Consider the following 26749-nt stretch of genomic DNA (forward strand, 5'->3'; position numbering starts at 1 on the left):
TTTTAAGATTGATTTTTCTCTCTTATTCGTTTGTAAAATTTAAATCCTAACATAATTATTATGGAAAACATAAAAATCCCCACGACTCCATAAATCCAATTTACAGCATTTTTTAAAATAACTAAAAACACTACCGCAAAAAGAATCAATGTAGCACCTTCATTCCACAGCCTCATGTAGTTCGTAGTGTATTTTACTTCATCCCGTTGTAATTGATTAAAAATTTGTTGGCATTTAGCATGGTACAAGTACAGCACAAAAACAAAGCCAAGTTTTACGTGCATCCACGGCATTTGCAGCCATGCTTGTCCCATTGGAGTAAAGAACAACATCCAAAAAGCAAAAAAGCTAGCTAAAACTGCTGATGGCCAAGTAATGATGTACCATAATCGATAGGTCATTATTTTGTATTGCTTTTGTAAAATTTCTTTTTCTGGTGAAGGCTTGTCTGCTGCTTCAATTTGGTAAACAAAAAGGCGTACAATGTAAAACAAACCTGCAAACCAAGTGATTACGAAAATAAGGTGTAGTGACTTGAGGTAGTTATAATAGTCCATCAGTTGATTGAATTAGTGTTGTATTCATTTCCCTTTTCAGAAAAAAGGCAGTAAGTAAAGTTGATAGTACATCAGAAATTGGAAAAGCAACCCACACACCAAAAATACCAAAAAAATTAGGTAAAATAAGTACAAGCGGAATTAAGAAAAATCCTTGCTTGCTCAAAGTAAGCAAAAGTGCCTTTTTCGCCTTTCCAACCGCTTGAAAATAGGCTGACCCGATGAGTTGTACTGCAATAATAGGTGAGGCTGCAAAAACCCAACGTAGCGCATTAGGAGTTTCGTCTAAAACCGTTTGATCATCAGTGAAAATTGCTACAATGGGTGTAGCAAAAAGTAAAATGAGTATAAATATGATACTAGCTAAAAGTGCTGCATATTTTATCGAGATGCCAATACTTTCTTTGACTCTGTCATAGTTATGGGCACCGTAATTATAACCCGCAATGGGCAAGAAACCTTGAGTGATGCCTAGAATTGGGAAGAGCGCAAACATCAACATTCTGCTAATGATTCCATAAACGGTTATAGAATGTTCACCGCCATAAGTGTACAGCGTGTGATTTAAAATAATAGATAATATCGCGATGACGCCTTGTCTCGAGAAAGTAACAAAACTAAGTGTGCTAATTTCCTTTAAGATGTCATAGTTGAATTTAAAATGAATTGCTTTTGGTTTAATTTCGCTTTTAAAAAGAAAAAACCACAGTACAAATACAAAACACATGAAATAGGATATGGATGTTGCATAAGCCGCACCTGTCATACCCAGATTCATAATTTTAATAAACACAATATCTAAGGCAATGTTGAAGAAAGCAGGGACAATCATTGCAATCATCGCAAATTTAGGTTTGCCTTCGGCTCGGATAATATTGTTCCCCATCATGCAAAGAGCCAGAAAGGGAACGGATAATATAATCGGTTTAAAGAATTCGGTTGCGGGCTGAATTATAGCTCCTTTGGCTCCAAAAAGCAGAAGCATTTCTTCGCTAAAAAAAATTCCTAGAAGGCAAAAAACAGAAGACAATGCAAGCGTCATCATGATTTGATTCGCAAAAGTGCTCTTTGCTTTGTCATGGTCTTTTGCTCCTAAAGCTCTGGATAAAACGGAACCTCCGCCTACGCCAATGGCCATACCCAGCGATGAAATCAAGAAAGTTATAGGTAACACAACAGTGACAGCTGCAATAGCTAACGAGCCTATCCACTGGCCTACGAATATAGTGTCAATTAAGATGTTAACCGATAGGAATAAAATCCCAATCGAGGCAGGTACCGCCTGCTTAACCAGCAGCTTTTTAATATCTTGTGTTCCTAATTCTTCCGAAGAAACCGCCATTTAAACTACTGGTTTTTCTACCGTTGCCCATTCGTTAACCCAATTACCTACTGTTTGACACCATTGGTCACCATCATTCAAGCAAGGGATAGCCATGAATTCTTCACCGCCATGCTCTTTGAATTCGTGATTGGCTTCCATTGCGATTTCTTCCAAGGTTTCTAAGCAGTCAGAAACGAAGGCTGGAGTTACAACGGCTAATTTTTTAATTCCTTTTTCAGGCATTTTATTAACTTCAACATCGGTGTAAGGAGTTAACCATTTATCACCCGCTAAGCGCGATTGGAATGTTTGGCTGTATTTCCCTTCTGGAATACCCAATAATTTCACTACTTGTTTCGTGGTTTCGTAACATTGGTGACGATAGCAAAATTCATGTGCTGGTGATGGCGTATTACAACATGAACCGTCAATTTTACAGTGCGATTTAGTAATATCTGTTTTACGAATGTGTCGTTCCGGAATTCCGTGGTACGAGAATAAAAGGTGGTCGTAATCAAATCCTTCTAAATGACCTTTTATAGAGTCGGCAAGATTTTTTAAATAGTCTGGTTTATTGTAAAAAGCAGGGACGATAGTAAATTTCATATTCGGGAAATACTTTTGTCTGTGTTCCTCGGCCAATTCTAAAATTGTCGTGGTTGAAGCCATCGCGTGTTGCGGATACAAAGGGAAAAGCATTACTTCGGTCACGCCTTTATCGTGTAGTTCTTGCAAACCAGAAAGTAAAGATGGATTCCCGTAACGCATCGCTAATGAAACCGGTACATCCACGAGTTTTTGTACTTTTTCGTGCATTCTTCTTGAGATAACAACAAGCGGCGAACCTTCGTCCCACCATATTTTTGCGTAAGCAGCAGCTGATTTTTTAGGTCTGGTTTGTAAAATGATTCCGCGTACAAGCAATGCTCGTAATAAAAACGGAACGTCAATTACATATTTATCCATCAAAAATTCATCTAAATACGGTTTTACATCTTTGGGAGTAGGACTTTCAGGAGAACCTAAATTAACTAATAATACACCTTTCATCTTGCTTGTTTTTATTTTGTAAAAGTACTTAAAGATGGTTTTCTCTAAATTACGATTAACTATTTTTTATTTATTGTTTAATATGTAAAATCAATTACTGTTATGCATTAGGATTGATTGACATCAAATATTTTTTAGGAGTGGTTGCAAATTTCTTTTTGAATGCAGCTATAAAATGACTTCCGGTGCTGTATCCTATTTTTAAACCTACTTCGTTGACATTATAAGAGCCGCTATCGAGTAATTTGCGAGCAAAGTCCATTTTGTAATCAAACAAAAATCCGTAAACGGTATCGCCATAAATTTGTTTGAAACCCATTTTAAGTTTCTTTAAATTTAGGCCAATTTCATCAGCGAGTTCTTGTAATCCGGGTGGTTCGGCCATGTTGGCAATAATAATTTCCTTTGCTTTTCTGATTTTCATGACGTTGTCCTCATCAATCAAGAACGGACATTGCTCTGCATTGGGATCTTCTGTACGGTTAAAATACAAACTTAGTAATTCGTAACCTTTACCTTTATAATAGAGGTTTTTTATAGAAGGATGTAAGTTGTAATGAAACAATTGGCTCAAAACAATAGCCATAGACGGACTAATATTCCCCTCATTGTAGTACTTTTTGTCCTTGTTTTCGCCACTTAAAAAAGTAATATAATCAGCTTCGGTTGAAAATAAAGCATGGAATTTTTTTATGGAGATGATAACAGAAATCACCCAAGAGCTAGGCGCTAACTCTAAATTTAAAGGAAGTTCTTTTTGAGGGTTGTACAATAATAATGATTTCTCCTCTTTAAGCTCTAAGGCGTAATTCCCTTGATTGAAAATGAATTTAGCACTTCCTTTCAAGCCAAAATGAAACTGAATCAGTCCACTACTGACTTCCCGTTGTGCATTGAACACCTCAGAACTATCGTTTTGAAACCGAATTAAGGTAAAATCGTCTTCTATCTTTATAATTTCTTGTGAACTCATAGCGATATTTTTTTAATGGCAAAGGTTTATAAAATATTCTCTTTAATTTAGAACGGTTCTAATTTAAGGAGTACAAATCCCTCGCTTGCTCCACAAAAATAGCGTTTTTTAGCTATTTTTCATCTTTTAGAATCAAAAAAACATCCAGCGACACAAATAGTACTTCTAGCGTTACTTTTAAAGGTATGTTAGTAATAATTTTGTACCACTTTCTTGAAAAGTAATACTATGGAAAATAATACCCAGTCTAAACACCACTATTTTTATTCAGTAGGACTCAGCTATAAAAAAGCAGATGCCGAAATGAGAGGTAAGTTTAGCTTAGATACTTTAGCAAAAACACGTTTGCTGGAACAAGCAAAAACCGAGGGAATCGAGAGTTTAATCGTTACATCTACTTGTAATCGTACGGAGATTTATGGATTCGCTGAACATCCTTTTCAATTGATCAAATTGATTTGTGAGAACAGTAATGGTAGTGTTGAAGAATTTCAAAAAGTTGGTTTTGTTTATAAAAATCAAGAAGCAATCACACATATTTTTAGAGTAGGAACTGGTCTAGATAGTCAGATTCTGGGCGATTTTGAAATCATATCTCAAATCCGTTCTAGTTTCACTCAGTCTAAAGCTATGGGATTAGCAAATAATTTCATGGAAAGGCTAGTGAATGCTGTGATTCAAGCCAGTAAAAAGATAAAAAACGATACAGAGATAAGCTCAGGCGCCACTTCAGTTTCTTTTGCAGCCGTACAATACATCATGAAGAACGTTGAGGATGTTGGTAATAAAAACATTCTTTTGTTCGGTACGGGTAAAATAGGTCGTAATACGTGTGAGAATTTAGTAAAACATACTAAGAACGAACACATCACACTTATCAATAGAACCAAAGATAAGGCAGAGAAATTAGCTGGAAAATTGAATCTAATTGTAAAAGACTACTCGGAACTGCATTTAGAATTACAAAAAGCGGATGTCGTTGTGGTGGCTACGGGTGCTCAAAATCCTACTGTAGACAAAGCAATATTGAATCTTAAGAAACCCTTACTGATTTTAGATTTGTCGATTCCTAAAAATGTACACGCTGACGTTGAAGAGTTAGAAGGAGTAACTCTAATTCATATGGATTACCTGTCTCAGTTAACCGATGAAACTTTAGAGAATCGAAAAAATCATATTCCAGCTGCCGAAGCGATCATCGAAGAAATCAAAGAAGAATTTAATGTTTGGACAAAAGGACGCAAATTTGCTCCAACTATTCACGCTTTAAAGGAAAAACTGAATGCAATGAAAGTATCAGAATTAAACTTTCAAAGCAAAAAAATAGCTGATTTTAACGAAGAACAAGCCGAAATCATCAGTGCTAGAATCATTCAAAAAATCACAACTCAATTTGCGAACCATTTAAAAGATGATGACACTATGGTAGATGAAAGCATTGAATGGATTGAGAAGGTTTTTAAAATAGGACTGGCGGCGAAGTAAACCCTGATAAAATGTAACTTTTTTTAAACCATTAAGAAATTAAGGAGCATTAAGAGTTTATATTTGAAGAGTAATACTAAATTTAGTTGCTAACTGATATAAACTAGCGTTTAATGACACAAAAAGAGGTTACTAACTTATCGTATCAAATTACTGGTTTGGCAATAAAAGTTCATAAAGCTTTAGGGCCAGGACTTCTAGAAAGTGTCTATGAGCAGTGTTTGAAATATGAATTAGAGAAGAATGGATTTGATGTCAAACAACAATTAGTAGTTAAAATTGAATACGACGGTCTAGAATTAGAGTCAGATTTAAGAATAGACCTTTTGGTAAATGATTGTGTGGTAATAGAATTGAAGGCAATTGAAAATATTTTGCCAATACACGAAGCACAATTATTAACTTATATGAAGTTGCTAGAGAAACCGCAAGGTTTGCTAATTAATTTCAACACAACAAATATTACAAAGACAATGAAACCTTTTGTAAATGAGTATTTTAGAAGGCTGGCGATGGTGTGATATTTAATGCATTTAAATTTCTTACTAGTGAAGAAGTTTGTGTTTTTGGTTTATAGATTAAAATAGAAGAAAGTCAAGGATGAAGCCTTGCAAATTGAATATTTTGGATGTTACGTAAAAATTAAACTTAATGCATCTTAATTTCTTAATGGTGAAGAACTTTGTGTTTTTGGTTACTAGATTAAAATACAAGAATATTCAAGGATGAAGCCTTGCAAATTGAATATTTAGGATGTTACGTAAAAATTAAACTTAATGCATTTAAATTTCTTACTAGTGAAGAAGTTTGTGTTTTTGGTTTATAGATTAAAATAGTAGAAAGTCAAGGATGAAGCCTTAGAAGTTGAATATTTAGAATGTTGCGTATAATTTAAACTTAATGCATCTTAATTTCTTAATGGTTCAAGAGAGAAAACAATAAATTGTTAAAAAATCAAATGCTTTAGATCATTTGTGAAAAATAAAAATGGCTGAAAAAACAATACGAATTGGTACCAGAGACAGTGAATTAGCACTTTGGCAAGCGCATACCGTCGAAAAAAAGTTGAACGATTTGGGTTATAAAACCAAGATTGTTGCTGTAAAATCAACTGGTGATGTGATTTTGGACAAGCCACTTTACGAATTAGGCATCACAGGAATTTTTACTAAAACACTAGATGTTGCCATGATAAACGGTGATGTGGATATAGCGGTGCATTCCATGAAAGATGTTCCAACAGCGCTACCAAAGGGAATTGTGCAAGCAGCCGTTCTTGAAAGAGCCAATACCCTAGATATTTTAGTACACAAAGGAAATCTGGATTTTCTAAATGCATCTGGAACTATTGCAACCGGAAGTTTGCGTCGTCAAGCACAATGGTTGAACAAATATCCTACTCACAATGTAGTTGATTTACGCGGAAATGTAAATTTGCGCATGAAAAAGCTCAATGAAGGCGACTGGAACGGAGCTGTATTTGCAGCAGCAGGACTGGAAAGAATCAATTTGAAACCAGAGAATTACATTAACTTAGATTGGATGATTCCTGCTCCAGCTCAAGGCGCTATGCTTGTGGTGGCAATGCAAGAGGATGCGTTTACACAAGATGCACTTTCACATTTAAATGATATCGAAACAGAAATTTGTACTTATATCGAACGTCAATTTCTAAAAACATTGGAAGGTGGTTGCACGGCGCCAATTGGTGCTTTGGCTAAATACGATGAACAAGAAGATACCATCCATTTTCAAGGAGTTTTATTTTCGCTTGACGGAAAAGAAAAGATAGAAGTTGACAAAATTGTTCCTATTGAAGAATGGAAGAAATTGGGGTTCTTTTCGGCTCAAGAAGTGTTGAATAATGGAGGAACAAAACTGATGGCAGAAATCAAAAACAAATTGAAAAAATAATGACTCAAATAAGTATTTTATCCACCAAGACACTTTCTGTAGAACAAAGACAAGTATTTATCGATGCCGACTTTGATTTGTTAGAACAAGACTTTATCGAGATTAAAAACAACCTTTTTGATTTAGATAAAATTAATAATAATCTTATTTTCAGTAGTCAGAATGCAGTTTTGAGTTTAATGGAACAAAACGGTTGGGAAGCTTTAAAAACCAAGCCTGTTTTTTGCGTGGGTATCAAAACCAAAGAATTACTAGAGGCAAATGGTTTTACTGTAGATGTTTACCTAGACTACGCATCCGAATTAGCGGAGATCATTACGCTTATTTATAACAAGGAAAGCTATACTTTTTTTAGCGGAAACCTGAGAAAAGAGACGTTGCCACAAGCTTTAAAAGAAGCTGGAATTACGTTTAACGAAATCGAGGTGTACCAAACAAAATTGGCTCCTTTTAAAATTTCAGATCAAGAGAATTTTGACGGAATTATGTTCTTCAGCCCTTCGGCGGTGGAGAGTTATTTATCGAATAACAAAATCAAAAAAGAGTTCTGTTTCTGTATCGGCAGCACAACCGCTGCGGCTTTAGAAGAAAAGAAAATTAAAAACATAGTAATTCCTGAAATACCTACTATCGAAGAAGTAATTATAGAGGTAATTCAGCATTACACGCCAATGCCTGAAGAAGGTAATTAGAACAAACAAAACAAGATAAACCATAAGCTAATAGCCAAAAGCGACTAGCCAATAGCAAGAAAATGATAAAAAACGACTTATTTTTAAGAGCATTAAAAGGAGAAACAGTACAGCGTCCGCCGGTATGGATGATGCGTCAAGCCGGTAGGTATTTACCAGAATTTATCGCTTTGCGTGATAAATATGATTTTTTTACCCGTTGTCAAACTCCAGAGTTGGCTGCCGAAATTACGGTACAACCCATTCGTAGAATCGCTCCTGATGCTGCGATTTTGTTCTCAGATATTTTAGTGATTCCACAAGCAATGGGAATTGATGTAGAGATGAAACCTAATTTTGGTCCGTATTTGCCACATCCTATTCGTACGATTCAAGATGTTGAGAACGTAATTGTTCCTGATGTTCATGAAACGTTAGGTTATGTTTTTGATGCTATCAAATTGACTAAGGAAATGTTGAATGATGAGGTGCCATTAATTGGTTTCGCAGGTTCGCCTTGGACAATTATGTGCTACGCAGTAGAAGGGCAAGGATCAAAAAGCTTTGATAAAGCTAAAGGATTCTGTTTTCAATACCCAGAAGCAGCGCATGTTTTATTACAAAAAATTACCGATACTACTATTTTATACCTAAAAGAAAAAGTAAAAGCGGGAGTAAATGCCGTTCAAATCTTTGACTCATGGGGTGGAATGTTATCACCTGTAGACTATCAAGAATTTTCATGGAAATACATCAACCAAATCGTTGAAGCACTTGCTGATGATGCTCCGGTTATTGTTTTCGGAAAAGGATGTTGGTTCGCGCTTGGCGAAATGGGAAAAAGCCGTGCTTCTGCATTAGGAGTAGACTGGACTTGCTCGCCTAGAAACGCAAGATACCTTTCAGGTGGAAACATCACTTTGCAAGGAAATTTTGATCCATCACGATTGTTATCGCCAATTCCAGTGATCAAGAAAATGGTTCATGAAATGATTGACGAATTCGGAAAAGACAAATACATCGTGAACTTAGGTCACGGTATTTTACCAAATATTCCTGTAGATCACGCAAAAGCGTTCATTGACGCAGTGAAGGAATACAATCAATAATAGTAAATGCTAAATAAAGGATTAAGAGACGAGAAGAAAGTAAAGATCGACAACATGTTGACCACTTTACTTTCTTTGGTTTTTGTACCCAAATTTTGGAATAGAGAAGACACGAATTTAATCGACGATCAGTTGACTGAAATACAATTAAGTTCTACTATTCTACAAGAAATCTCAGAAAAAGACTTAATCACACTACTTAGTGGATACGGCTTTGATTGGGAAGACAAAGAAAGATTTGCTGATTTTTTAGTAGACTATTCTAAAGGTAATTCGGTCGATTTTATAGCAAAAGCGATTGCTATTTATGTTCATATCCAGGCAGAAAGTAAAGCCTTTTCGTTTGGAATTAGCAATAAAATAGCTGTTGCGAAATCAAATAAGTAATGAAAGAACAATTCTACGCATACATACAAAACTTACAAGATACAATCGTTGCAGGATTAGAAGCTGTTGACGGTCAAGCCAAATTTAAAGAAGACCTGTGGGATCGCCCTGAAGGTGGTGGCGGACGCACCCGCGTTATCGAGAACGGACAAGTTTTTGAAAAAGGAGGTGTTAATATCTCAGCAGTACATGGCAAATTACCTGAAGCCATGCAAAAAATGTTTGGCGTAGGAGAAGCTGATTTCTTTGCCTGCGGACTAAGTTTGGTCTTACATCCAAAGAGTCCGATGGTGCCTACGGTGCACGCGAACTGGCGCTATTTCGAAATGTATGATGAGAACGGAAGTGTAATCCAACAGTGGTTTGGTGGTGGACAAGATTTAACACCTTATTATTTGTTTGAAGAAGATGCAATTCATTTTCATGAAACGTGTAAAACGGCTTGTGATAAACACAATCCAGATTTTTATCCAAAATATAAAAAACAATGTGATGCTTATTTCTGGAATGCACACAGAAACGAAGCACGTGGAATTGGAGGCTTGTTCTTCGATTATTGTAAAGCGACTGATGACATGAGCATGGAGAATTGGTTTGACTTTGTTTCTGAAGTCGGAAATAGTTTCTTGCAAGCTTATGTTCCAATTGTAGAAAAAAGAAAAGATTTGGAGTATTCTGCTGCCCAAAAAACATGGCAAGAAATTCGTCGTGGTCGTTATGTGGAGTTTAATTTGGTTCATGATAAAGGAACCTTATTTGGTCTAAAAACCAATGGAAGAATTGAATCAATTTTGATGAGTTTGCCACCGCATGTGCAATGGGTGTACGATCATCATCCGGAAGCAGGCAGTGAGGAAGAGAAATTAATTCAAGTGTTAGAAAACCCAAGGGATTGGCTATAAAAGCTCCAAGGGAGCGACATATTTGTAGACAATATTCAATGCGTTTTTTATTGAATCCCATAGGGATGACATATTTGTAGACAATATTCAATGCGATTTTATTAAATCCCGTAGGGATGACATATTTATAGGCAAAATATTCAATGCGTTTTTTATTGAATCCCATAGGGATGAAATATTTATAGACAATATTCAATGCGGTTTTATTAAATCCCATAGGGATGAAATATTTTAAATAATATCAATTTCAAATGGCAAATACCTATACGCAATTATATATCCAAATTGTTTTTGCCGTTAAAGGCAGGCAAAATCTAGTTTCCACAATTTGGAAGGATGAATTATATAAATACATCACAGGAATTGTCACTAACGAAGGTCAAAAATTAATTGCTATTAATGGAATGCCAGACCATATTCATATTTTGATTGGATTAAAACCTGACAAATCATTGTCTGATTTGGTTAGAGCAATCAAAGCTAATTCCTCACGTTTTATAAAAGAGAAAAGATGGATTAACGGAAAATTTGAATGGCAAACTGGATTTGGTGCTTTTTCGTATAGCCATTCTCAACTGACAAATGTTATAAATTATATCCAAAAACAAGAAGAGCATCATAAAAAGAAAACCTTCAAAGAAGAATATGTTGATTTTTTGAAAGCATTCAATGTTGATTTTAAAAATGAATTTATCTTTGATGATGTTTAAAATAATATGCCACCCCGCTGGGGTTTGGTTTTTGTAAATTGACACACATTTCTATAATTATACCGCTCCCATGGAGCTAAAAGCTTAAAACATATGTTCCCATTACAAAGAGGTAGAAGATTAAGAACCAACGAATCTATTCGTTCATTAGTTCGCGAGACGACATTAAGTCCGTCAGATTTTATGTTTCCCATGTTTATTGCAGAGGGAGAAAACGTACAAGTAGAAATTGCTTCTATGCCCGGAATCTTTCGTCGTTCGATAGATTTAACGGTAAAAGAGGTTAAAGAATTATTTGATTTGGGCATTCGCGCTGTAAACATTTATGTAAAGGTCAGCGAAGACTTAAAAGACAATACAGGAAAAGAAGCGTGGAATGATAACGGATTGATGCAAAACGCTATTCGTGCCATTAAAACTGCTTGTCCAGAGATGATCGTGATGCCTGATGTAGCTTTAGACCCCTATTCTATTTACGGGCATGACGGAATCATAGCTAATGGTGACGTGGAGAACGAAGCAACAAACGAAGCCTTAGTAAAAATGGCAGTTTCACATGCGCAAGCAGGAGCCGATTTTGTAGCGCCAAGCGATATGATGGACGGACGCGTATTGCGTTTGCGCCAAGGTCTTGATGCTGCAGGTTTCCATAATGTGGGGATCATGAGCTATTCAGCAAAGTACGCTTCGGCATTTTACGGGCCTTTTCGTGATGCATTAGATAGTGCACCAAGGGAAGCTGATGTTGTCGTACCAAAAGATAAGAAAACCTACCAAATGGATTATGCCAACCGCATTGAAGCGATCAAAGAAGCACTTTGGGATGTTGAAGAAGGTGCCGATATGGTCATGGTAAAACCCGGAATTGCCTATTTAGACATCGTTCGCGAAGTGAGGAACGCAGTAAATGTTCCGGTAACGGTTTACCATGTTTCGGGTGAATATGCTATGATCAAAGCGGCAGCCGAAAAAGGGTGGTTGGATCACGACAAGATTATGATGGAGCAACTAATGTGCATCAAGAGAGCAGGAGCAAGTTTAATTTCAACTTATTTTGCCAAAGAAGCTGCTATTTTGTTAAACGCAAAATAATATTGTTTTTAAAAGACAATTTGATGGTTCAGTGCTACTTTATCTACTGATAATTTCGTAAATTTGAGTAGATCAAAAACAACAAAACGATGAAAAAATTTATAGTTATAGCCTTAGCAATAGGTGCTTTAAGTTCATGCAAGGACAAGGATGATAAAGCATCAGAGAAAGTAGAAGTAAAGAAAGAAGTCGCTTCCGCAGATGATTTTACTCCAGCTGAAGTTGGGAAAATTATCTTCGAGGGAAAAGGAAAATGTGTTACTTGTCACAACGTCGATTCAAAGTTAATCGGACCTAGTTTGCAAGATATCGCCAAGATATACAAAGAGAAAAACGGAAACATTATTTCGTTTTTAAAAGGCGAAAGCGAAGCGATTGTAGATCCATCGCAGTACGAGGTTATGGCGGCTAATTTGGCCCTCACTAAAACCTTTACCGATACCGAGCTACAAGCAATTGAGGCATATACATATTCGACTTTAAAATAAGGAGCTATTCTCGCTATCCGCTATATCTCTTGTGGTGAACACCACCACAAGAGGATGCCGCTACTATCAAGGCTAAAAAACAAGAACCATTCGTATTGCGAGTGGTTTTTATTTTTAATGCACATTTTAAAATTTTGAGTACTTTGCAACTCTTAATCTGATTTTATGGAAACAGTTCACATCAAAACACCATTAGGAATTGCAACAATTGTGGGTAATCACGATGGGGTTTCATTTGTTTCCGTTAGTGATGAAGGAGTTGTTAGTGATGTAATACCAGAAAGTTTACAAGAAGCGGTTACACAACTAACAGACTATTTTAATCATAAACGAACCGATTTCGATTTCAAACTAAATCCTCAAGGAACTGCTTTTCAACAAAGGGTGTGGTTGTCTTTACAAGATATTCCTTTTGGTAAAACAAGAACCTATCTCGAGCAAGCCAAGGTTCTAGGAGACGTCAAGGCGATTCGGGCGGTGGCTACAGCCAATGGTAAAAACCCATTGTGGATTGTGCTTCCTTGCCATCGCGTTATAGGGTCAGATGGTTCGCTTACAGGTTATGCTGGTGGGTTGTGGCGCAAAAAGTGGTTGCTGGAACACGAAAGTCCTAGCAGTCAACAAAGTTTATTCTAGAGTAGATACTAAAATCAGTAATATTCTTTACATTCGTATCTAAGTATTTTGTTTTAAAAAATCTGTTTTAATGGGTAAGACCCATAAAATCCGTGTGCCATAATTTATGATAGAAAAAATAAACCTCAATAATATTCTTTTCTTAGATATAGAGACCGTTCCTGAAGCCGCTAATTACAGCGAATTAGATGCGGATATGCAAGGGTTGTACGAGCAAAAAACACAGTACCAACGCAAAGACGAGTTCACTGCGGCGGAGTTTTACGATCGTGCCGGCATTTGGGCCGAGTTTGGAAAAATTATTTGTATCTCAGTCGGTTACTTTGTGATCAAAGGCGATGTTCGTAATTTTCGCGTTACTTCGTTCTTTGGCGAAGAGCCTAAACTTCTAAAAGATTTTAATAACCTACTTACCAATCATTTTAGTGGTCCTCAATATGTTTTGTGCGGACATAATGCGAAGGAATTCGATATTCCGTTTCTAGCGCGTCGCATGATCATCAACCAAATTCCGATTCCGGATAAGCTGAATTTATTTGGCAAAAAGCCATGGGAGATTCCGCATTTAGATACTTTGGAACTCTGGAAATTTGGCGACTACAAACATTATACCTCCTTAAAGTTAATGTGTAAAGTGTTAGGAATCCCCTCTCCAAAAGGTGATATCGATGGCACCCAAGTAGGACATGTGTATTATGTTGATAAGGATATTGACCGTATTGTAACCTATTGCGAAAAAGACACCATTGCCGTAGCGCAAATATTTTTGCGTTTACGCCGTGAAGACTTGCTTATTGAGGATGAAATAATTCATGTGTGATAGAGGTGTTAATCGCTAGCTAGAAAATGCTTTTTGTACTTTACACATTACGCTGTTTACTTTATGGTTAAAATTTTTACATTTACAAAAAATATAAATTATGGTTTTAAGTAGATTTTGGTTGGTTATTTTTATTTCATCTATCATTTTTATAGTTGTGAGTTTGTTCACCGCCAATACGTATACCATTGATTTTGTTTTGAATGGAGTTAAAGGTGATCCAGTGCTTGTTTCTGAAAAATATTTAGAGCAGCTTCCTGTTTTTATAAAAGACAGTATCAACGCATCGCCCGAAAAGACATTTGTAATGAACCGCGACCTTACCAATGCGGATACTACCTATGTTTACTCTAATAAAACAGTAAAAATTTTTAGCGGAATCCAAAAGTCTGATGGTTTGCTACCTACTTGTAAAAGTACATTGGTAGATTTGATTTTGCCTCTTATCGCGTATTTAGCCTTTTTCTGTGGATTGATGGAGTTGTTAATTATCTCTGGAGCTTCCGGAAAATTAGCTACTGTTTTGAGTCCGGTGTTTGTAAAAGTGTTTCCAAGTATTCCAAAAAACCATCCTTCGATATCGTACATGACCTTGAATTTCGCTGCTAATTTCTTAGGATTGGATTCGGCTGCAACACCCTTTGGACTAAAAGCAATGGAGAGTTTACAAGAACTCAATCCAGATAAAGACCGAGCCAGTGATGCCCAAATTATGTTCATGTGTTTGCACGCCTCGGGCTTAACTTTGATTGCTACCTCAATTATCGGTTATCGTGCCGCTGCTGGTGCTGCAAACCCAGCCGATGTGATGTTGCCTTGTATAATCACTTCGTTTATTGGAACAATTGCTGCGTTTTTAATTGTAGGAGTAAAACAGAAAATTAACTTTAAAAGTGCCTCTTTAGTTGCTGCTTTAATGGGATTAATTGGAGCTATCGTAGGTTTGTTGATGTATGTGAATCAATTGGACTTGATTGGTAAAAACTATTTTACGAATAACCTTTCGGGATTAATTTTGATTGGAATTGTTGCATTTACATTAATCTTCTCTTTCAGAAAAGAGAAAAAATTCAGTGAGGCTAATACCACCGTTTTTGATTCTTTTGTAAAAGGAGCCAATAATGGAGTAAAAACAGGAGTAGTTATTTTTCCTTATGTTTTAGGAATGTTAGTGGCGATATCCTTGTTTAGAAACAGTGGCTTATTCGAAATTATAAGTAACGGTCTAGGGTTTGTATTTTCAAATATGGGTGTCAATAAAGAAATTGTCGATGCTTTGCCAGTTGCTTTATTGCGACCTTTTAGCTCTGCGGGATCACGTGGTTTCTTAATCGATTCGATGAATACCTTCGGCGCCGATTCTCTAACAGGGCGTTTGAGTAGTATTTTCCAATGTAGCGCCGAGAGTACTTTTTACGTGATCGCCGTTTATTTTGGATCGGTGAATATTAAAAACACCCGTTATGCTTTAACGACCATGCTGTTAGTAGACGTAATTTGTGTGATCACTGCCATTTTTGTGGCAAGCTGGTTTTTTTAAGGAAGTATATTTAGGAAGAGTTAAATCAATAAATTAGTATATAATCAATAAGTAAAAAATTAAAAAATGTCAAAATACGCTAAATACATCGCAATTGCTTTTGTTATTTTATTTTTAGTAACGAGTTTAATGGGTTAGTAGCCTGCTAGTCTTTTAATCGCTTCAACGTTGTTTCCTACTGTGAAACAACGTTTTTTATTTAGGTATAACTCGTTTGTGGTTTTGTGCTTTTCAAAACATTGCTTTTGCATCACAGCGTTTTCGGACTCAGATTCAAAAGGGAAGGGTTGTTATTTTTACTTCTAATTTGTTTTTGCATCTTTCAATCCTCTAACTTTTAGAGGAGATTAACGGAATTATAATTCAAAATTCCTTCTACAATTCTTATATTTGAGGTTCTAAATCAAACTTCTAAATATGGACTTTATATACCAGGATCCTTATCCTATTTTAAAAGACGATACCCAATATCGCAAAATATCATCTGATTTTGTAAAAGTAGAAAAACTAGGCGACCGTGAAATCTTGACGGTTGACCCAAGGGGACTCGAATTGCTTTCACAAGAGGCGATGAGAGATGTGTCGTTTATGTTACGTACTTCGCATTTGGAAAAATTAAGAGCGATTCTTGATGATCCTGAAGCGACGGATAACGATCGATTTGTGGCTTATAATCTATTGCAAAATGCAGCTGTAGCCATCGAAGGACAGTTGCCGTCATGCCAAGACACCGGAACAGCGATTGTAATGGCTAAAAAAGGCGAAAATGTATATACAGGTGTCGATGATGCCCAATGGCTTTCTAAGGGGATTTTTAATACCTACCAAGAGCGCAACCTTCGTTATTCTCAAATTGTACCCATCAGTATGTTTGAAGAAAAAAATTCGGGATCTAATTTACCTGCTCAAATCGATATTTATTCTAAAACTGGAGCTACTTACGAATTTTTGTTTTTAGCCAAAGGTGGAGGATCTGCTAACAAAACCTATTTGTACCAACAAACGAAGTCTTTATTGAACGAGAAATCAATGGATGCTTTTGTTCGTGCTAAAATCATGGATTTAGGAACTTCTGCTTGTCCACCTTACCATTTAGCTTTTGTAATTGGAGGAACTTCTGCGGAAGCGAATCTAGCAGCAGTTAAAAAAGCATCGGCAGGTTATTTTGATAACTTACCCACAACAGGTAACATGGCAGGTCAGGCGTTTCGAGATTTAGAGTGGGAGAAAAGAGTACAGCTTATTTGCCAAGAAAGTGCCATTGGAGCACAGTTTGGAGGGAAGTATTTTACCCATGATGTGCGTGTGATTCGTTTGCCACGTCATGCGGCTTCTTGTCCAGTAGGATTAGGAGTTTCTTGCTCAGCTGATAGAAACATTAAAGGTAAAATTACCAAAGACGGCATATTCGTGGAGCAATTAGAGGTGAATCCTGGACGTTTATTGCCAGAGACAGCTCCTCATTTAGAACCAGCAGTTGATGTTGATTTGAACCGTCCGATGGCAGATATTTTGGCTGAATTATCGAAGTATCCAATCAAAACGCGATTAAAATTAAACGGAACCTTGATCGTAGCTCGTGATATTGCACATGCTAAAATCAAAGAGTTGTTAGATGCTGGAAAACCAATGCCAGAATACTTTAAAAATCATCCGGTTTATTATGCAGGTCCTGCTAAAACGCCAGAAGGAATGCCATCAGGTAGTTTTGGACCAACAACCGCTGGTCGTATGGATGTATATGTAGAGGAATTTCAAAAGCAAGGTGGAAGTATGATTATGCTTGCCAAAGGAAATAGAACAAAACAAGTAACGAATGCTTGTAAAACCTACGGTGGTTTCTACCTAGGTTCCATTGGAGGTCCTGCTGCGATTTTGGCGCAAGACAATATCTTAAAAGTGGAAGTTGTAGATTTTGAAGAATTAGGAATGGAAGCCGTTCGTAAAATCACGATTAAAGATTTCCCAGCTTTCATCATTACCGATGATAAAGGGAATGACTTTTTCGAGAATTTATAAAAGACATTCTATTGTAGACTACCATTTTAGTTGGGACGGTAGATTTATTACAAAAAGGATCGCAATGTATGTTGCGGTCTTTTTTTGCGTTATTGCTTTTGTAAAAAAGACCATTATTTAGTTCACAAAGGCTATAAGTTCATTATTTGTTATCGTTTTAATAGATCAAAAAAAAAAAGGCCTCACAATCGTGAGGCCTTTTCAATTAATCTAAACAGTATTAGTTTTTAACAAATTTCTTTGATGAGGTTTTTTGACCATCACTTACTTCGATGATATACACTCCAGTTCCTAATTTACTAACGTTTATTCCGCTTTCAGTAAGTGTACCAGCATCAACTTGTTGACCAAGGAAATTAATTAACCTGTAGGTTCCTTCTCTGTTATCTACCATTCTAACATGTAAAATGTTATCAGTTGGATTTGGGTACATCACGATATCTGAAATTGAAGCTTCATCACCAAGAGAATTACCAGGTTTGATTGCTGCAAATTCTGCAATTGCCGCATTTCCAATATTAACCGTATAATCTTCCACTTCGCCATAAGCAAAAGCTTCACAAGCCGTTTGAGCTGCGTTGTATTTCATAGAAACTCTCATACGAGTTAAACCTGATAATGCAGTAGTTGGTACTGTTAACGTACTTGATAAGTTAGCACTGCTTGAAGACGATCCTGATACTACTTGTTCATTAGTTTCAAAAACACCATTTTTATTGAAGTCAATCCAAACTTTCCAATATTCCGTGTAAGCCGTTCCTGTAAACCCAGCACTAAAAATGATGGTGTTAGAACCATAAGGAACATTAGCAGTTAAATTAGTAAAATTACCATAACCAGCATTTGCGCCCGATGTATTTGATACTCCACCAATGCTCACGTAGTCAATGAACTCTGAGGCTGCATTATTTCCTTTTGATGTACAGTATGTAACGGTGTTTCCAGTTGTCGTTACATTGACCGTGTTACTTGATGCAGATAAATTTCCAGCAGCATCTTTTGCTTTTACAGAGAATGTGTAAGCCGTTGCAGCTGTTAATCCAGTTACTGCGAAAGTTGTTCCGGTAGCAGTACCTTTTAAAGTAGTTCCTTGGTACACATTATAACCAGTAACGCCTACGTTATCTGTTGAAGCAGTCCATGCCAAGTTAGTTGTTGTAGATGTTGTTCCAGATGCAGCCAAAGAAGTTGGTGTAGTTGGCGCAGTTGTGTCAGCAGTTCCTGCGTAAGCAGCTCCAATACCAACAGCATAAAAAGCATTAGTAGTTGCTATCACTTCAGCTGAACCCGCTCCGTACAAGTCTACTGCTGATTGAATACCATAAGTTCTTGCATTAGCATAAGTAGAACTTGCTGATAGATAAACGCTTTCTAGGCGGTATGCTATTTTTTCTGCTTTGGCAATAGTAATTCCTGTAACATTATAAACGCTTCCTATGTCGTTTGTTCCTGATTTACCTACGGATAAAATGTAGAACCAGTGATTTAAAACCCCACTGTTGGTATGCACACCTCCTGAGTCTGCCGTTCCACTGTACCAGTACGTTCCTTTATAAGTATCGGGCTGTCCTTCGGCATTAGGATCACTCATAGAACGTAAAGAGGTATGACCTGCTCTTTTTTCAATGTCTTCTCCAATTAACCAAGTTGCTTTAGTAGGTGCTGCAGCAAATTCAATACAAGCTCCCCATATGTCTGAGAAACCTTCATTCATCGCTCCCGACTCGTTTAAGTAGGTTAAATTCGCTGTATTACTACAAACGGCATGTCCAATTTCGTGACCAGCAACATCCAAGGCTGTTAATACATCAAATCCTCCAGTTCCGCTTCCGTCGCCGTAAGTCATTACTGAACCATTCCAAAATGCATTATTGTTATCAGGATATCCTGCTGCTATTAGGTTATAATGTACATAACTTTTAATTTTTGCTCCTGCATTATCATAACTGTTTCTACCGTGTTTAGTACTAAAGTAGTCGTATGTTTTTTCAGCTCCCCAGTGTGCATCTAAGGCACCGTTGTCTTTATTAGTATTGTTAAATTCAGCTGCGGTCCAGTTATTATCTGCATCCGTGAAATTAGTAGTTGGATAGGTAGCTGTTCGCGCTGAATTGTAAGTTTGAACTCCTGAACCACGTGTATTATCAGACAAAATATAAGTTGAACCACTTAAAAGAGTTTGAATCGATTGCGTACCACTGTAGCGTGTTGCAGCATTAGCAGCGACAACTACTGGAGCCAAAGCTGCACTTTTAGTCTCAACAGTTGTTTTAGCGTGTCCTCCATGGCTGTATTCACCAAGGTGTTTGATGGTAGCATTGTAAAGTAATACTTCGCCAGTAATTGCATCAATATATACATCGCCACGACTTAATGGGTAAGTGGCGTAAATGTCAAATTTATAAGCTAAGTGTAATTTATTGTCTTTTTGTTTTGAAGTTGCGCCTTGTACTGTAGGAAGTAAAACTAATTCACCCGTAGGTTTTTCATAGTTCATTTCTTGAGCATCTTGTGGTGCGTCCCAAAGGTATTTCTTAGCACCTATTGACTTTATTGCAGCCTTAAATGCTTGTTCTTTGCTTAATGTTGGTGTTGTTTTAGTGTCTTCCAATGAGTAGAAATCTCCAGTCATCGATTCTAATTTACCTTCTTTAGAGTGCAGCGTGTAAGTAGAAAATTCTACTTTTAGCCCTTCATGGTACAATTGGAATTTGTCATGTGAAAATCCTAATTTGTCTGTCTCGGATTTGGTTTTAGAGTAGTTTGAGGTCTTTTTTAAACCCAATTGTTCTGTGAATACTTTTTGAGAATCAGTGGATTTGTAAGTTGATTGCTCATTAAAAGAGATAAGAGAGGGTGCTCCGTTATCATTAACAATTTTTTGCTTTACATTTTTTGCAGCATCTTGGGCATTTCCTGTAAGTGTAAATAATGAGACAGTCGCAATGACACCCATTTTTCCGAGTAATTTTTTTTGCATAAAAAGGTTTGTTTTTGGTTAATGAAAAGTTAAATTTCCACGATCAAATGTAATATTATTTATGATATCTGTTAAAAATTTAGAAAAATATTTTGGCTATTGTTGTTTTTTTACATTATAGCCAACAATAAAACAATATAATTTTAACATTTACTGGATTATACGGGCTATAAGGGCTTTTTTTTCAAAAGGGTAAAAGGACACCAATTTTTTCCTAGAATCGGTAAGTAAGAAAAAAAAGTCAAATTTTAAAACTGGACAAAAAAAATCGGACTAGAAAATGGTCTAGTCCGATTGGGATGATTTATTTTTAGCTTTAAATCGTTTAAATGTTATGCAAACGACTCGCTTTTTTAAATGATATATAGTGGTGCTTAATCTATAATCATTTCAGGAATATCTCCTTCAATGATTAAGGTAGCTTCAGTGGAAGCTATAATATGTTCTACTGATACTCCAGGAGCTCTTTCTAGTAGTTTAAAACCTTTCGAAGTCACTTCTATAACGGCAAGTTCAGTAACTACTTTTTTAACGCATCCTACACCTGTTAAAGGCAAGCTACATTTTTTTAGAATTTTTGATTCTCCAGCTTTATTAACGTGCATCATTGCAACGATAATGTTCTCAGCAGAGGCAACCAAGTCCATTGCGCCACCCATTCCTTTTACCATTTTCCCTGGTATCTTCCAGTTGGCAATATCACCATTCTCGGCTACTTCCATAGCACCAAGAATAGTTAAGTCTACTTTTTGAGAACGAATCATTCCAAAACTCAAAGCCGAGTCGAAAAACGAAGCGCCTGGTAAAGTGGTAATCGTTTGTTTTCCTGCGTTGATAATATCAGCATCTTCTTCTCCTTCAAAAGGAAAAGGACCCATGCCTAAAACACCGTTCTCACTTTGAAACTCCACAGCGATATCAGTTCGAACATAGTTTGCTACTAATGTGGGAATACCAATTCCTAAGTTTACGTAATACCCATCTTGTACTTCCTTGGCAATTCGTTTTGCAATTTCTTCTTTTCCTAACATAAATTTTATATTTAGACCAGCAAGTGGTTAAGGATAATTAAGTGTTGTATTGAATTATGATTCAATTATTTTTTTCTAACTGTTCGTTGCTCGATTCTTTTTTCAAACTTTTCTCCTTGAAAAATGCGTTGTACCATGATTCCCGGAATATGAATTTGGTTAGGATCTAGCGCGCCTACCGGCAAAAGTTCTTCTACTTCGGCAATGGTGATTTTAGCAGCACCGGCCATACAGGCATTGAAGTTACGAGCGGTTCCTTTAAAAATTAAATTTCCGGCTTCGTCACCTTTCCAAGCTTTTACAATGGCAAAATCAGCTTTGTAAGCCAGTTCCATGATATGCATTTTTCCGTTGAATTCGCGTACTTCTTTTCCTTCGGCTACTTCTGTACCATATCCGGCAGGAGTAAAGAAAGCAGGAATTCCGGCTTGCGCAGCACGACATTTTTCGGCTAAGGTTCCTTGTGGCGTTAATTCGACATCCAGTTCTCCTGAAAGCATTTGGCGTTCAAATTCGGCATTTTCCCCCACGTAAGATGAGATCATTTTTTTGATTTGGCGCTTTTGCAAAAGCAATCCAAGTCCAAAATCATCTACTCCTGCATTATTTGAAATACAAGTTAGGTTGGTCGTTCCTTTAGTTACTAGTTCGGCAATGGAGTTTTCAGGAATTCCTGATAAACCAAAACCGCCTAACATGATGGTCATTCCGTCTTGTACACCTTCTAATGCTTTTTGTACCGTATTTACTTTTTTATTAATCATAATTTTATATCTAAAATAATGTAATGAATGATTGTGTTTTAGCCCAGACCGAAGCGGCATCCTTTATAGCTGGTGTTCAGCTATAAAGATAAAGCGTAGTGCTGGAAAAAGCTCCTAGAAACTAGTATTAAAATTCAAACTCATCTGTATTTTGAACTTCGGTAGTGTCTTTTACTTTAGGCGCAGTATAGCAGTCTACTTTAATAGATAGATTTGCGGGTCTTTCGAAATTCTCCTTTGAAACTTTTAATTCAGAGTCTGCGTAACACAACTTCATGAAATAACCCCAAATAGGTAAGGCTGCAGTTGCTCCTTGTCCGTAGGTAATTGTTTTAAATCGTGCGGAACGATCCTCACAACCTACCCAAACACCTGTAACTAGATTTGGGACCATTCCCATAAACCAACCATCGGACTGGTTTTGAGTTGTACCCGTTTTACCTGCAATTGGGTTTTTGAACATATACGGGTAACCGGTCCATCTATTATCACCGCTTCCACCATATTCAGTTCGTAGCCTTGAACCCGAACCTCCTTCAGTAACTCCTTCAAGTAATTTGATGACTGCAAAGGCGATATCTTTATTTAAAACATCATGCGATTCTGGAATTGGCTCGTAAATTACCACACCGCTTTTATCTTCGATTCTGTTTAAAAATTGAGGTTTAGTGTACACTCCTTGATTGGCAAAAGTGCTGTAAGCAGCAACCATATCTTCAACTGTAATATCTACTGCTCCAAGTGCTATCGAGGCTTGAAGAGGTATATCAGATTTTATTCCTAGTTTATTGGTCAGTTTTACTACGGCTTCAGGTCCTACTTTATCCATTAGTTTGGCCGAAACGGTATTGATTGAGTTCGCCAATGCTTTTTTTAAAGTCACCATTCCGCGGTATTGGTTGTCAGAGTTTCTTGGTGTCCAAGCCTCAGTGGCGTGGTGACGTCCTGCTGGCATGGTAAATGGCGCATCAATGATGGAGTCACAAGGCGACATGTTCAACTGCTCAATAGCAGTTGCGTAAACAAAGGGCTTGAAAGTAGATCCTACTTGTCTCGCTCCTTGTCCTACGTGGTCGTATTGAAAGTATTTGTAGTTGATTCCACCAACCCATGCTTTGATATTCCCAGTTTGTGGTTCCATGGCCATTAAACCTGATTGTAAAAAGGATTTGTAATAGCGAATGGAATCCATTGGAGTCATAGTCGTATCTTTTTCACCTTTCCAGGTAAAAACGGTCATTTTTACTTTTTGGTTGAATGAAGCTATGATTTCTTCATCTGTTTTGTCCATGCCTTTCATTACGTTCCAACGATTCGAGGATTTCATGGCTTGTTTCAAAATGCGTTGGGTTTCAGCATCTGAAATATTAACAAAAGGAGCATTTTTATTGGTTTTAGATTGAATAAAAAACTCTTCTTGCAAGTTGGCAATGTGTGCTTTTACCGCTTCCTCAGCATGCAACTGCATTCTAGAGTCGATCGTAGTGTAGATTTTTAAACCATCCTTGTAAATATCGTAATCAGAGCCATCTGGTTTTTTATTTTCTTCGGCCCATTTTTTCATATAGTCACGCAGGTATTCTCTAAAGTAAGTTGCGGTACCTTCACGGTGGCTTTCTAGCTTGAATTTTAAGGCAATTGGTAAGGCTTGTAATTTTAATTTTTGCTCTTCGCTGATCATTTTAGATTTTTGCATTTGCGCTAAAACGACATTTCGACGATTTTTAACTCCTTGCGGATTACGAACAGGATTGTATAAACCGGAGTTCTTAAACATACCTACCAAAATAGCTGATTCATCAACCGTTAGTTCCTTAGGTGTTTTAGAAAAATAAGTTTGTGCCGCAGAGCTAACACCAACTGAATAGTTTCCAAAGTCGTATACGTTGCAGTACATCGCAAGGATTTCATTTTTAGTGTATTGTCTTTCTAGTCGAATAGCAATAATCCATTCTTTGGCTTTTTGAATAATTCTAAAGGGTAAGAACTTAGAACCTTCACCGTGAAACAATTGCTTGGCTAATTGTTGCGTTAACGTACTTGCTCCTCCACTTGTTCCAAGGCTAGCGATCGCTCTTAGCGTTCCGCGACCATCAATACCTGAATGCTCGTAAAATCTTTCGTCCTCAGTAGCCACTAAAGCATCGACTAAGTTTTTAGGGAGATCCGAGTATTTTAGTTGAGACCTGTTTTCTCTAAAGAATTTCCCAATAACTACGTTATCAGATGATATTACCTCTGTCGCTAAGTTAGAATCTGGATTTTCTAGGTCTTCAAAAGAAGGCATAGATCCTAAAAGTCCCCATGAGGCAAATAGGAAAAAAACGATGATACCCCCCATACCATAGGAGAAAAATTTCCAAAAAGTCTTGGTGTAATGTGCAAAATCTTTTTGGGTATTGCCTTGATTGTTATTTTTTTTCGTAGCCATATTTTATTCTAGTCTTTTTTTTCAATTCGTAAACCTACATCCGTAATACCTTCTAAGCTAGTAACGCCGGGAACTTTGCCGCTTTCTCTTACTGCCTGCTTGATGTTTACTTTGTATTTTCCTCTAAATCGTACATTTTCTTTATAAAACAATTTACTTTCTTTTATGTCAGAGAATCCATCACCTAGGAGGTTGCCATCAGGGTCGGCCATTTGGTATTCTAAAGTGTCTACTTTGGTAAAACCGTTGGGTAATTCTAAGGAAACAATCAAGAATAAGTTGTTATAAGGATAGTTGTTATTGTCTCTAACGTTTATAAAAAGATCGTAACGTTTTGTAGAATCTAAATCGGGCAAGTTGAAGCTTACCACACTGTCTTTGTGCCAAGCATCGCCCACTGATTTGTATTCATCAAAAACTCTTTTTTTATCACATGAAAAAAGAGTAATCGCTATCAAAAAAACTAAAACACTATTTTTTAGTCTCATTTTTTTTAATAATTATAGGTTTTCTTACTGCTGCAGGCTCTGTAGCAGCTGGTTTTTTATCGTTTGGGTTGTTAGGTTTTCTGTTCCCTGATTTTTTATTATTAGGAACAATTTTGTTAACTGAAGGTTTTTTAGCGTTGGCTACAATAACATTTTCGCCAGACTTTTTAGGTTTTTTATTGTTTCGTTTGCTTTTCTTAGGTTGGTCAAAACGAGTCAAACTTTCTTGTCCCATTGCATTATTAAAGTCTTTTTCGACCTCTTGAATGATTTCAATAGCGTAATCCTCCAGTGCAGATACCTTTTTCTTTAACTTATTCTCGGCAATGATTTCTTGTACTTTGTCGATTTTAAGCACATGCCAGTTAGCAAAATTATTAGTGTAAGCGAACCACATTAATCCTTTAAAAATATCTTGTTTTTGACAAATAGCATCTCCTTTTTCGGTCACTAATTTAGTTTCAAAATCAGGAAAACCTTTCAACGCATCTAAGTAAGTATCTAGTTCATAGTTCAAACAACATTTTAGTTTACCACATTGTCCCGCTAACTTTTGAGGGTTTAAAGACAATTGTTGGTAACGCGCTGCAGAGGTGTTTACACTTCTGAAATCAGTTAACCAAGTAGAACAACATAATTCGCGACCGCAAGATCCAATTCCGCCTAAACGAGCTGCTTCCTGACGGAAACCTACTTGTTTCATCTCTACTCTTGTGCTGAATTCCTTAGCAAAATCTTTAATTAACATTCTAAAATCGACACGATCATTAGCGGTGTAGTAAAAAGTAGCTTTCGATCCATCACCTTGAAATTCAATATCAGATATCTTCATTTCCAGTTTGTGTGCGATTGCTAATTCACGAGCACGCACTTTCATTGGCTCTTCTTTCTCTCTCGCTGCTGACCAAATGTCAATGTCTTTTTGGGATGCTTTTCGGTAAATTTTTGCTACTTCATTGCTTGTCGGATTCACTCCTTTTTTCTTCATTTGGATGCGAACTAACTCTCCGGTTAGGGTTACAATTCCAATGTCATGTCCAGGTGAAGCGACTGTCGCAACAATATCTCCCATGGATAACGTAAGCTTTTCGGAATTTCGGTAAAATTCTTTTCTTCCGTTTTTAAAACGAACTTCAACACAGTCAAACGGAGCTTCGCCGTTAGGTAAACTCATATTCGAAAGCCAATCAAAAACCGTTAATTTATTGCAGCTATCGGTGCCGCAAGTCCCATTATTTTTACAACCCTTAGGTGCGCCACCATCAGAAGTTGAACAACTTGTACATGCCATAATTTTATATATAGTGTTGTGACTAGCACAACTTATGTTCTTAAAACGTTTAATCCGTAAAGATAGTATTTTTTAACCGAAAGTTGC

The 26749-nt window shown here is 36.8% G+C and carries 24 protein-coding genes; 14 read left to right on the forward strand and 10 right to left on the reverse strand.

Features of this window, described 5'->3' with window-relative positions; translation table 11 throughout:
* Positions 1–2 precede the first annotated feature (2 nt).
* The 4 genes from ACZ2G0_RS03900 to ACZ2G0_RS03915 all read right to left on the reverse strand — a co-directional run bounded on the left by ACZ2G0_RS03900 (position 3) and on the right by ACZ2G0_RS03915 (position 3904).
* Positions 3–557, reverse strand: a complete 555-nt coding sequence (locus ACZ2G0_RS03900) for a CopD family protein (protein ID WP_300285900.1) — start codon at positions 555–557, stop codon at positions 3–5.
* On the reverse strand, positions 544–1899 hold the full coding sequence (locus tag ACZ2G0_RS03905) for an MATE family efflux transporter (protein WP_470309089.1): 1356 nt from the start codon (positions 1897–1899) through the stop codon (positions 544–546). Before ACZ2G0_RS03905 ends, ACZ2G0_RS03900 begins: the two co-directional genes overlap by 14 nt.
* A complete protein-coding gene (gene hemH, locus ACZ2G0_RS03910) occupies positions 1900–2931 on the reverse strand; it encodes a ferrochelatase (RefSeq protein WP_470309090.1) in 1032 nt (343 codons plus the stop codon).
* 100 nt (positions 2932–3031) lie between these two features.
* Positions 3032–3904 carry a helix-turn-helix domain-containing protein gene (locus ACZ2G0_RS03915; RefSeq protein ID WP_470309091.1) on the reverse strand — a complete coding sequence of 291 codons (873 nt, stop codon included), beginning with the start codon at positions 3902–3904 and terminating at the stop codon, positions 3032–3034.
* Positions 3905–4132: 228 nt separating this feature from the next.
* Here ACZ2G0_RS03915 and hemA point away from each other — a divergent pair, with 228 nt between their 5' ends.
* The 14 genes from hemA to ACZ2G0_RS03985 all read left to right on the forward strand — a co-directional run bounded on the left by hemA (position 4133) and on the right by ACZ2G0_RS03985 (position 17677).
* Positions 4133–5389, forward strand: coding sequence for a glutamyl-tRNA reductase (hemA, locus tag ACZ2G0_RS03920; RefSeq protein WP_470309092.1), 1257 nt, complete (start codon positions 4133–4135; stop codon positions 5387–5389).
* A gap of 113 nt (positions 5390–5502) precedes the next feature.
* Positions 5503–5910 carry a GxxExxY protein gene (locus ACZ2G0_RS03925; RefSeq protein ID WP_470309093.1) on the forward strand — a complete coding sequence of 136 codons (408 nt, stop codon included), beginning with the start codon at positions 5503–5505 and terminating at the stop codon, positions 5908–5910.
* A 466-nt stretch (positions 5911–6376) separates the two neighbouring features.
* Entirely contained in the window at positions 6377–7303 is a 927-nt protein-coding gene (hemC, locus tag ACZ2G0_RS03930; RefSeq protein WP_470309094.1) for a hydroxymethylbilane synthase, read from the forward strand.
* Complete coding sequence (locus ACZ2G0_RS03935) at positions 7303–7995, forward strand: uroporphyrinogen-III synthase (protein WP_300285888.1); 693 nt, start codon at positions 7303–7305, stop codon at positions 7993–7995. Before hemC ends, ACZ2G0_RS03935 begins: the two co-directional genes overlap by 1 nt.
* Positions 7996–8057: 62 nt before the next feature.
* The gene (gene hemE, locus ACZ2G0_RS03940) at positions 8058–9083 is read left to right on the forward strand and encodes a uroporphyrinogen decarboxylase (RefSeq protein ID WP_173851646.1); all 1026 of its coding nucleotides are present in this window, start codon (positions 8058–8060) and stop codon (positions 9081–9083) included.
* 6 nt (positions 9084–9089) lie between these two features.
* Entirely contained in the window at positions 9090–9470 is a 381-nt protein-coding gene (locus ACZ2G0_RS03945; RefSeq protein ID WP_470309095.1) for a hypothetical protein, read from the forward strand.
* Entirely contained in the window at positions 9470–10372 is a 903-nt protein-coding gene (hemF, locus tag ACZ2G0_RS03950) for an oxygen-dependent coproporphyrinogen oxidase (RefSeq protein ID WP_470309096.1), read from the forward strand. The genes ACZ2G0_RS03945 and hemF overlap by 1 nt, the downstream gene beginning before the upstream one ends.
* Positions 10373–10623: 251 nt before the next feature.
* Positions 10624–11082, forward strand: a complete 459-nt coding sequence (gene tnpA, locus ACZ2G0_RS03955) for an IS200/IS605 family transposase (RefSeq protein WP_470309097.1) — start codon at positions 10624–10626, stop codon at positions 11080–11082.
* Between the two features lie 93 nt (positions 11083–11175).
* Positions 11176–12174 (forward strand): porphobilinogen synthase, encoded by a 999-nt coding sequence (hemB, locus tag ACZ2G0_RS03960; RefSeq protein WP_470309098.1) that lies wholly within the window; start codon positions 11176–11178, stop codon positions 12172–12174.
* Between the two features lie 89 nt (positions 12175–12263).
* The gene (locus ACZ2G0_RS03965; protein ID WP_470309099.1) at positions 12264–12662 is read left to right on the forward strand and encodes a c-type cytochrome; all 399 of its coding nucleotides are present in this window, start codon (positions 12264–12266) and stop codon (positions 12660–12662) included.
* Between the two features lie 165 nt (positions 12663–12827).
* A complete protein-coding gene (locus ACZ2G0_RS03970) occupies positions 12828–13298 on the forward strand; it encodes a methylated-DNA--[protein]-cysteine S-methyltransferase (protein WP_470309100.1) in 471 nt (156 codons plus the stop codon).
* Positions 13299–13404: 106 nt separating this feature from the next.
* Positions 13405–14118 carry a 3'-5' exonuclease gene (locus ACZ2G0_RS03975; RefSeq protein ID WP_470309101.1) on the forward strand — a complete coding sequence of 238 codons (714 nt, stop codon included), beginning with the start codon at positions 13405–13407 and terminating at the stop codon, positions 14116–14118.
* A 100-nt stretch (positions 14119–14218) separates the two neighbouring features.
* Positions 14219–15658, forward strand: a complete 1440-nt coding sequence (locus ACZ2G0_RS03980) for a nucleoside recognition domain-containing protein (RefSeq protein ID WP_470309102.1) — start codon at positions 14219–14221, stop codon at positions 15656–15658.
* Between the two features lie 417 nt (positions 15659–16075).
* On the forward strand, positions 16076–17677 hold the full coding sequence (locus ACZ2G0_RS03985) for a fumarate hydratase (protein WP_470309103.1): 1602 nt from the start codon (positions 16076–16078) through the stop codon (positions 17675–17677).
* Positions 17678–17897: 220 nt separating this feature from the next.
* On the opposite strand, the gene ACZ2G0_RS03990 is transcribed toward ACZ2G0_RS03985, so the two are convergent.
* The 6 genes from ACZ2G0_RS03990 to ACZ2G0_RS04015 form a co-directional block, all read right to left on the reverse strand.
* Positions 17898–20657, reverse strand: a complete 2760-nt coding sequence (locus ACZ2G0_RS03990; protein ID WP_470309104.1) for a M4 family metallopeptidase — start codon at positions 20655–20657, stop codon at positions 17898–17900.
* Between the two features lie 374 nt (positions 20658–21031).
* Entirely contained in the window at positions 21032–21688 is a 657-nt protein-coding gene (locus ACZ2G0_RS03995; protein WP_470309105.1) for a 3-oxoacid CoA-transferase subunit B, read from the reverse strand.
* 65 nt (positions 21689–21753) lie between these two features.
* Positions 21754–22452, reverse strand: a complete 699-nt coding sequence (locus ACZ2G0_RS04000) for a CoA transferase subunit A (RefSeq protein WP_470309106.1) — start codon at positions 22450–22452, stop codon at positions 21754–21756.
* A gap of 127 nt (positions 22453–22579) precedes the next feature.
* On the reverse strand, positions 22580–24883 hold the full coding sequence (locus ACZ2G0_RS04005) for a penicillin-binding protein 1A (RefSeq protein WP_470309107.1): 2304 nt from the start codon (positions 24881–24883) through the stop codon (positions 22580–22582).
* Between the two features lie 8 nt (positions 24884–24891).
* Positions 24892–25371: a gliding motility lipoprotein GldH gene (locus ACZ2G0_RS04010; RefSeq protein WP_470309108.1), complete on the reverse strand. Its 480-nt coding sequence runs from the start codon at positions 25369–25371 to the stop codon at positions 24892–24894.
* Positions 25355–26662, reverse strand: a complete 1308-nt coding sequence (locus ACZ2G0_RS04015; protein ID WP_470309109.1) for a PSP1 domain-containing protein — start codon at positions 26660–26662, stop codon at positions 25355–25357. The genes ACZ2G0_RS04010 and ACZ2G0_RS04015 overlap by 17 nt, the downstream gene beginning before the upstream one ends.
* Positions 26663–26749 lie beyond the last annotated feature (87 nt).

Source organism: Flavobacterium sp. KKT103 (genome assembly GCF_055640565.1).

What these genes read in the sequence shown, in the direction of transcription:
- ACZ2G0_RS03900 (WP_300285900.1), bottom strand. Translation starts at nt 557, where the DNA reads ATGGACTATTATAACTACCTCAAGTCACTACACCTTATTTTCGTAATC.
- ACZ2G0_RS03905 (WP_470309089.1), bottom strand. Translation starts at nt 1,899, where the DNA reads ATGGCGGTTTCTTCGGAAGAATTAGGAACACAAGATATTAAAAAGCTG.
- hemH (WP_470309090.1), bottom strand. Translation starts at nt 2,931, where the DNA reads ATGAAAGGTGTATTATTAGTTAATTTAGGTTCTCCTGAAAGTCCTACT.
- ACZ2G0_RS03915 (WP_470309091.1), bottom strand. Translation starts at nt 3,904, where the DNA reads ATGAGTTCACAAGAAATTATAAAGATAGAAGACGATTTTACCTTAATT.
- hemA (WP_470309092.1), top strand. Translation starts at nt 4,133, where the DNA reads ATGGAAAATAATACCCAGTCTAAACACCACTATTTTTATTCAGTAGGA.
- ACZ2G0_RS03925 (WP_470309093.1), top strand. Translation starts at nt 5,503, where the DNA reads ATGACACAAAAAGAGGTTACTAACTTATCGTATCAAATTACTGGTTTG.
- hemC (WP_470309094.1), top strand. Translation starts at nt 6,377, where the DNA reads ATGGCTGAAAAAACAATACGAATTGGTACCAGAGACAGTGAATTAGCA.
- ACZ2G0_RS03935 (WP_300285888.1), top strand. Translation starts at nt 7,303, where the DNA reads ATGACTCAAATAAGTATTTTATCCACCAAGACACTTTCTGTAGAACAA.
- hemE (WP_173851646.1), top strand. Translation starts at nt 8,058, where the DNA reads ATGATAAAAAACGACTTATTTTTAAGAGCATTAAAAGGAGAAACAGTA.
- ACZ2G0_RS03945 (WP_470309095.1), top strand. Translation starts at nt 9,090, where the DNA reads ATGCTAAATAAAGGATTAAGAGACGAGAAGAAAGTAAAGATCGACAAC.
- hemF (WP_470309096.1), top strand. Translation starts at nt 9,470, where the DNA reads ATGAAAGAACAATTCTACGCATACATACAAAACTTACAAGATACAATC.
- tnpA (WP_470309097.1), top strand. Translation starts at nt 10,624, where the DNA reads ATGGCAAATACCTATACGCAATTATATATCCAAATTGTTTTTGCCGTT.
- hemB (WP_470309098.1), top strand. Translation starts at nt 11,176, where the DNA reads ATGTTCCCATTACAAAGAGGTAGAAGATTAAGAACCAACGAATCTATT.
- ACZ2G0_RS03965 (WP_470309099.1), top strand. Translation starts at nt 12,264, where the DNA reads ATGAAAAAATTTATAGTTATAGCCTTAGCAATAGGTGCTTTAAGTTCA.
- ACZ2G0_RS03970 (WP_470309100.1), top strand. Translation starts at nt 12,828, where the DNA reads ATGGAAACAGTTCACATCAAAACACCATTAGGAATTGCAACAATTGTG.
- ACZ2G0_RS03975 (WP_470309101.1), top strand. Translation starts at nt 13,405, where the DNA reads ATGATAGAAAAAATAAACCTCAATAATATTCTTTTCTTAGATATAGAG.
- ACZ2G0_RS03980 (WP_470309102.1), top strand. Translation starts at nt 14,219, where the DNA reads ATGGTTTTAAGTAGATTTTGGTTGGTTATTTTTATTTCATCTATCATT.
- ACZ2G0_RS03985 (WP_470309103.1), top strand. Translation starts at nt 16,076, where the DNA reads ATGGACTTTATATACCAGGATCCTTATCCTATTTTAAAAGACGATACC.
- ACZ2G0_RS03990 (WP_470309104.1), bottom strand. Translation starts at nt 20,657, where the DNA reads ATGCAAAAAAAATTACTCGGAAAAATGGGTGTCATTGCGACTGTCTCA.
- ACZ2G0_RS03995 (WP_470309105.1), bottom strand. Translation starts at nt 21,688, where the DNA reads ATGTTAGGAAAAGAAGAAATTGCAAAACGAATTGCCAAGGAAGTACAA.
- ACZ2G0_RS04000 (WP_470309106.1), bottom strand. Translation starts at nt 22,452, where the DNA reads ATGATTAATAAAAAAGTAAATACGGTACAAAAAGCATTAGAAGGTGTA.
- ACZ2G0_RS04005 (WP_470309107.1), bottom strand. Translation starts at nt 24,883, where the DNA reads ATGGCTACGAAAAAAAATAACAATCAAGGCAATACCCAAAAAGATTTT.
- ACZ2G0_RS04010 (WP_470309108.1), bottom strand. Translation starts at nt 25,371, where the DNA reads ATGAGACTAAAAAATAGTGTTTTAGTTTTTTTGATAGCGATTACTCTT.
- ACZ2G0_RS04015 (WP_470309109.1), bottom strand. Translation starts at nt 26,662, where the DNA reads ATGGCATGTACAAGTTGTTCAACTTCTGATGGTGGCGCACCTAAGGGT.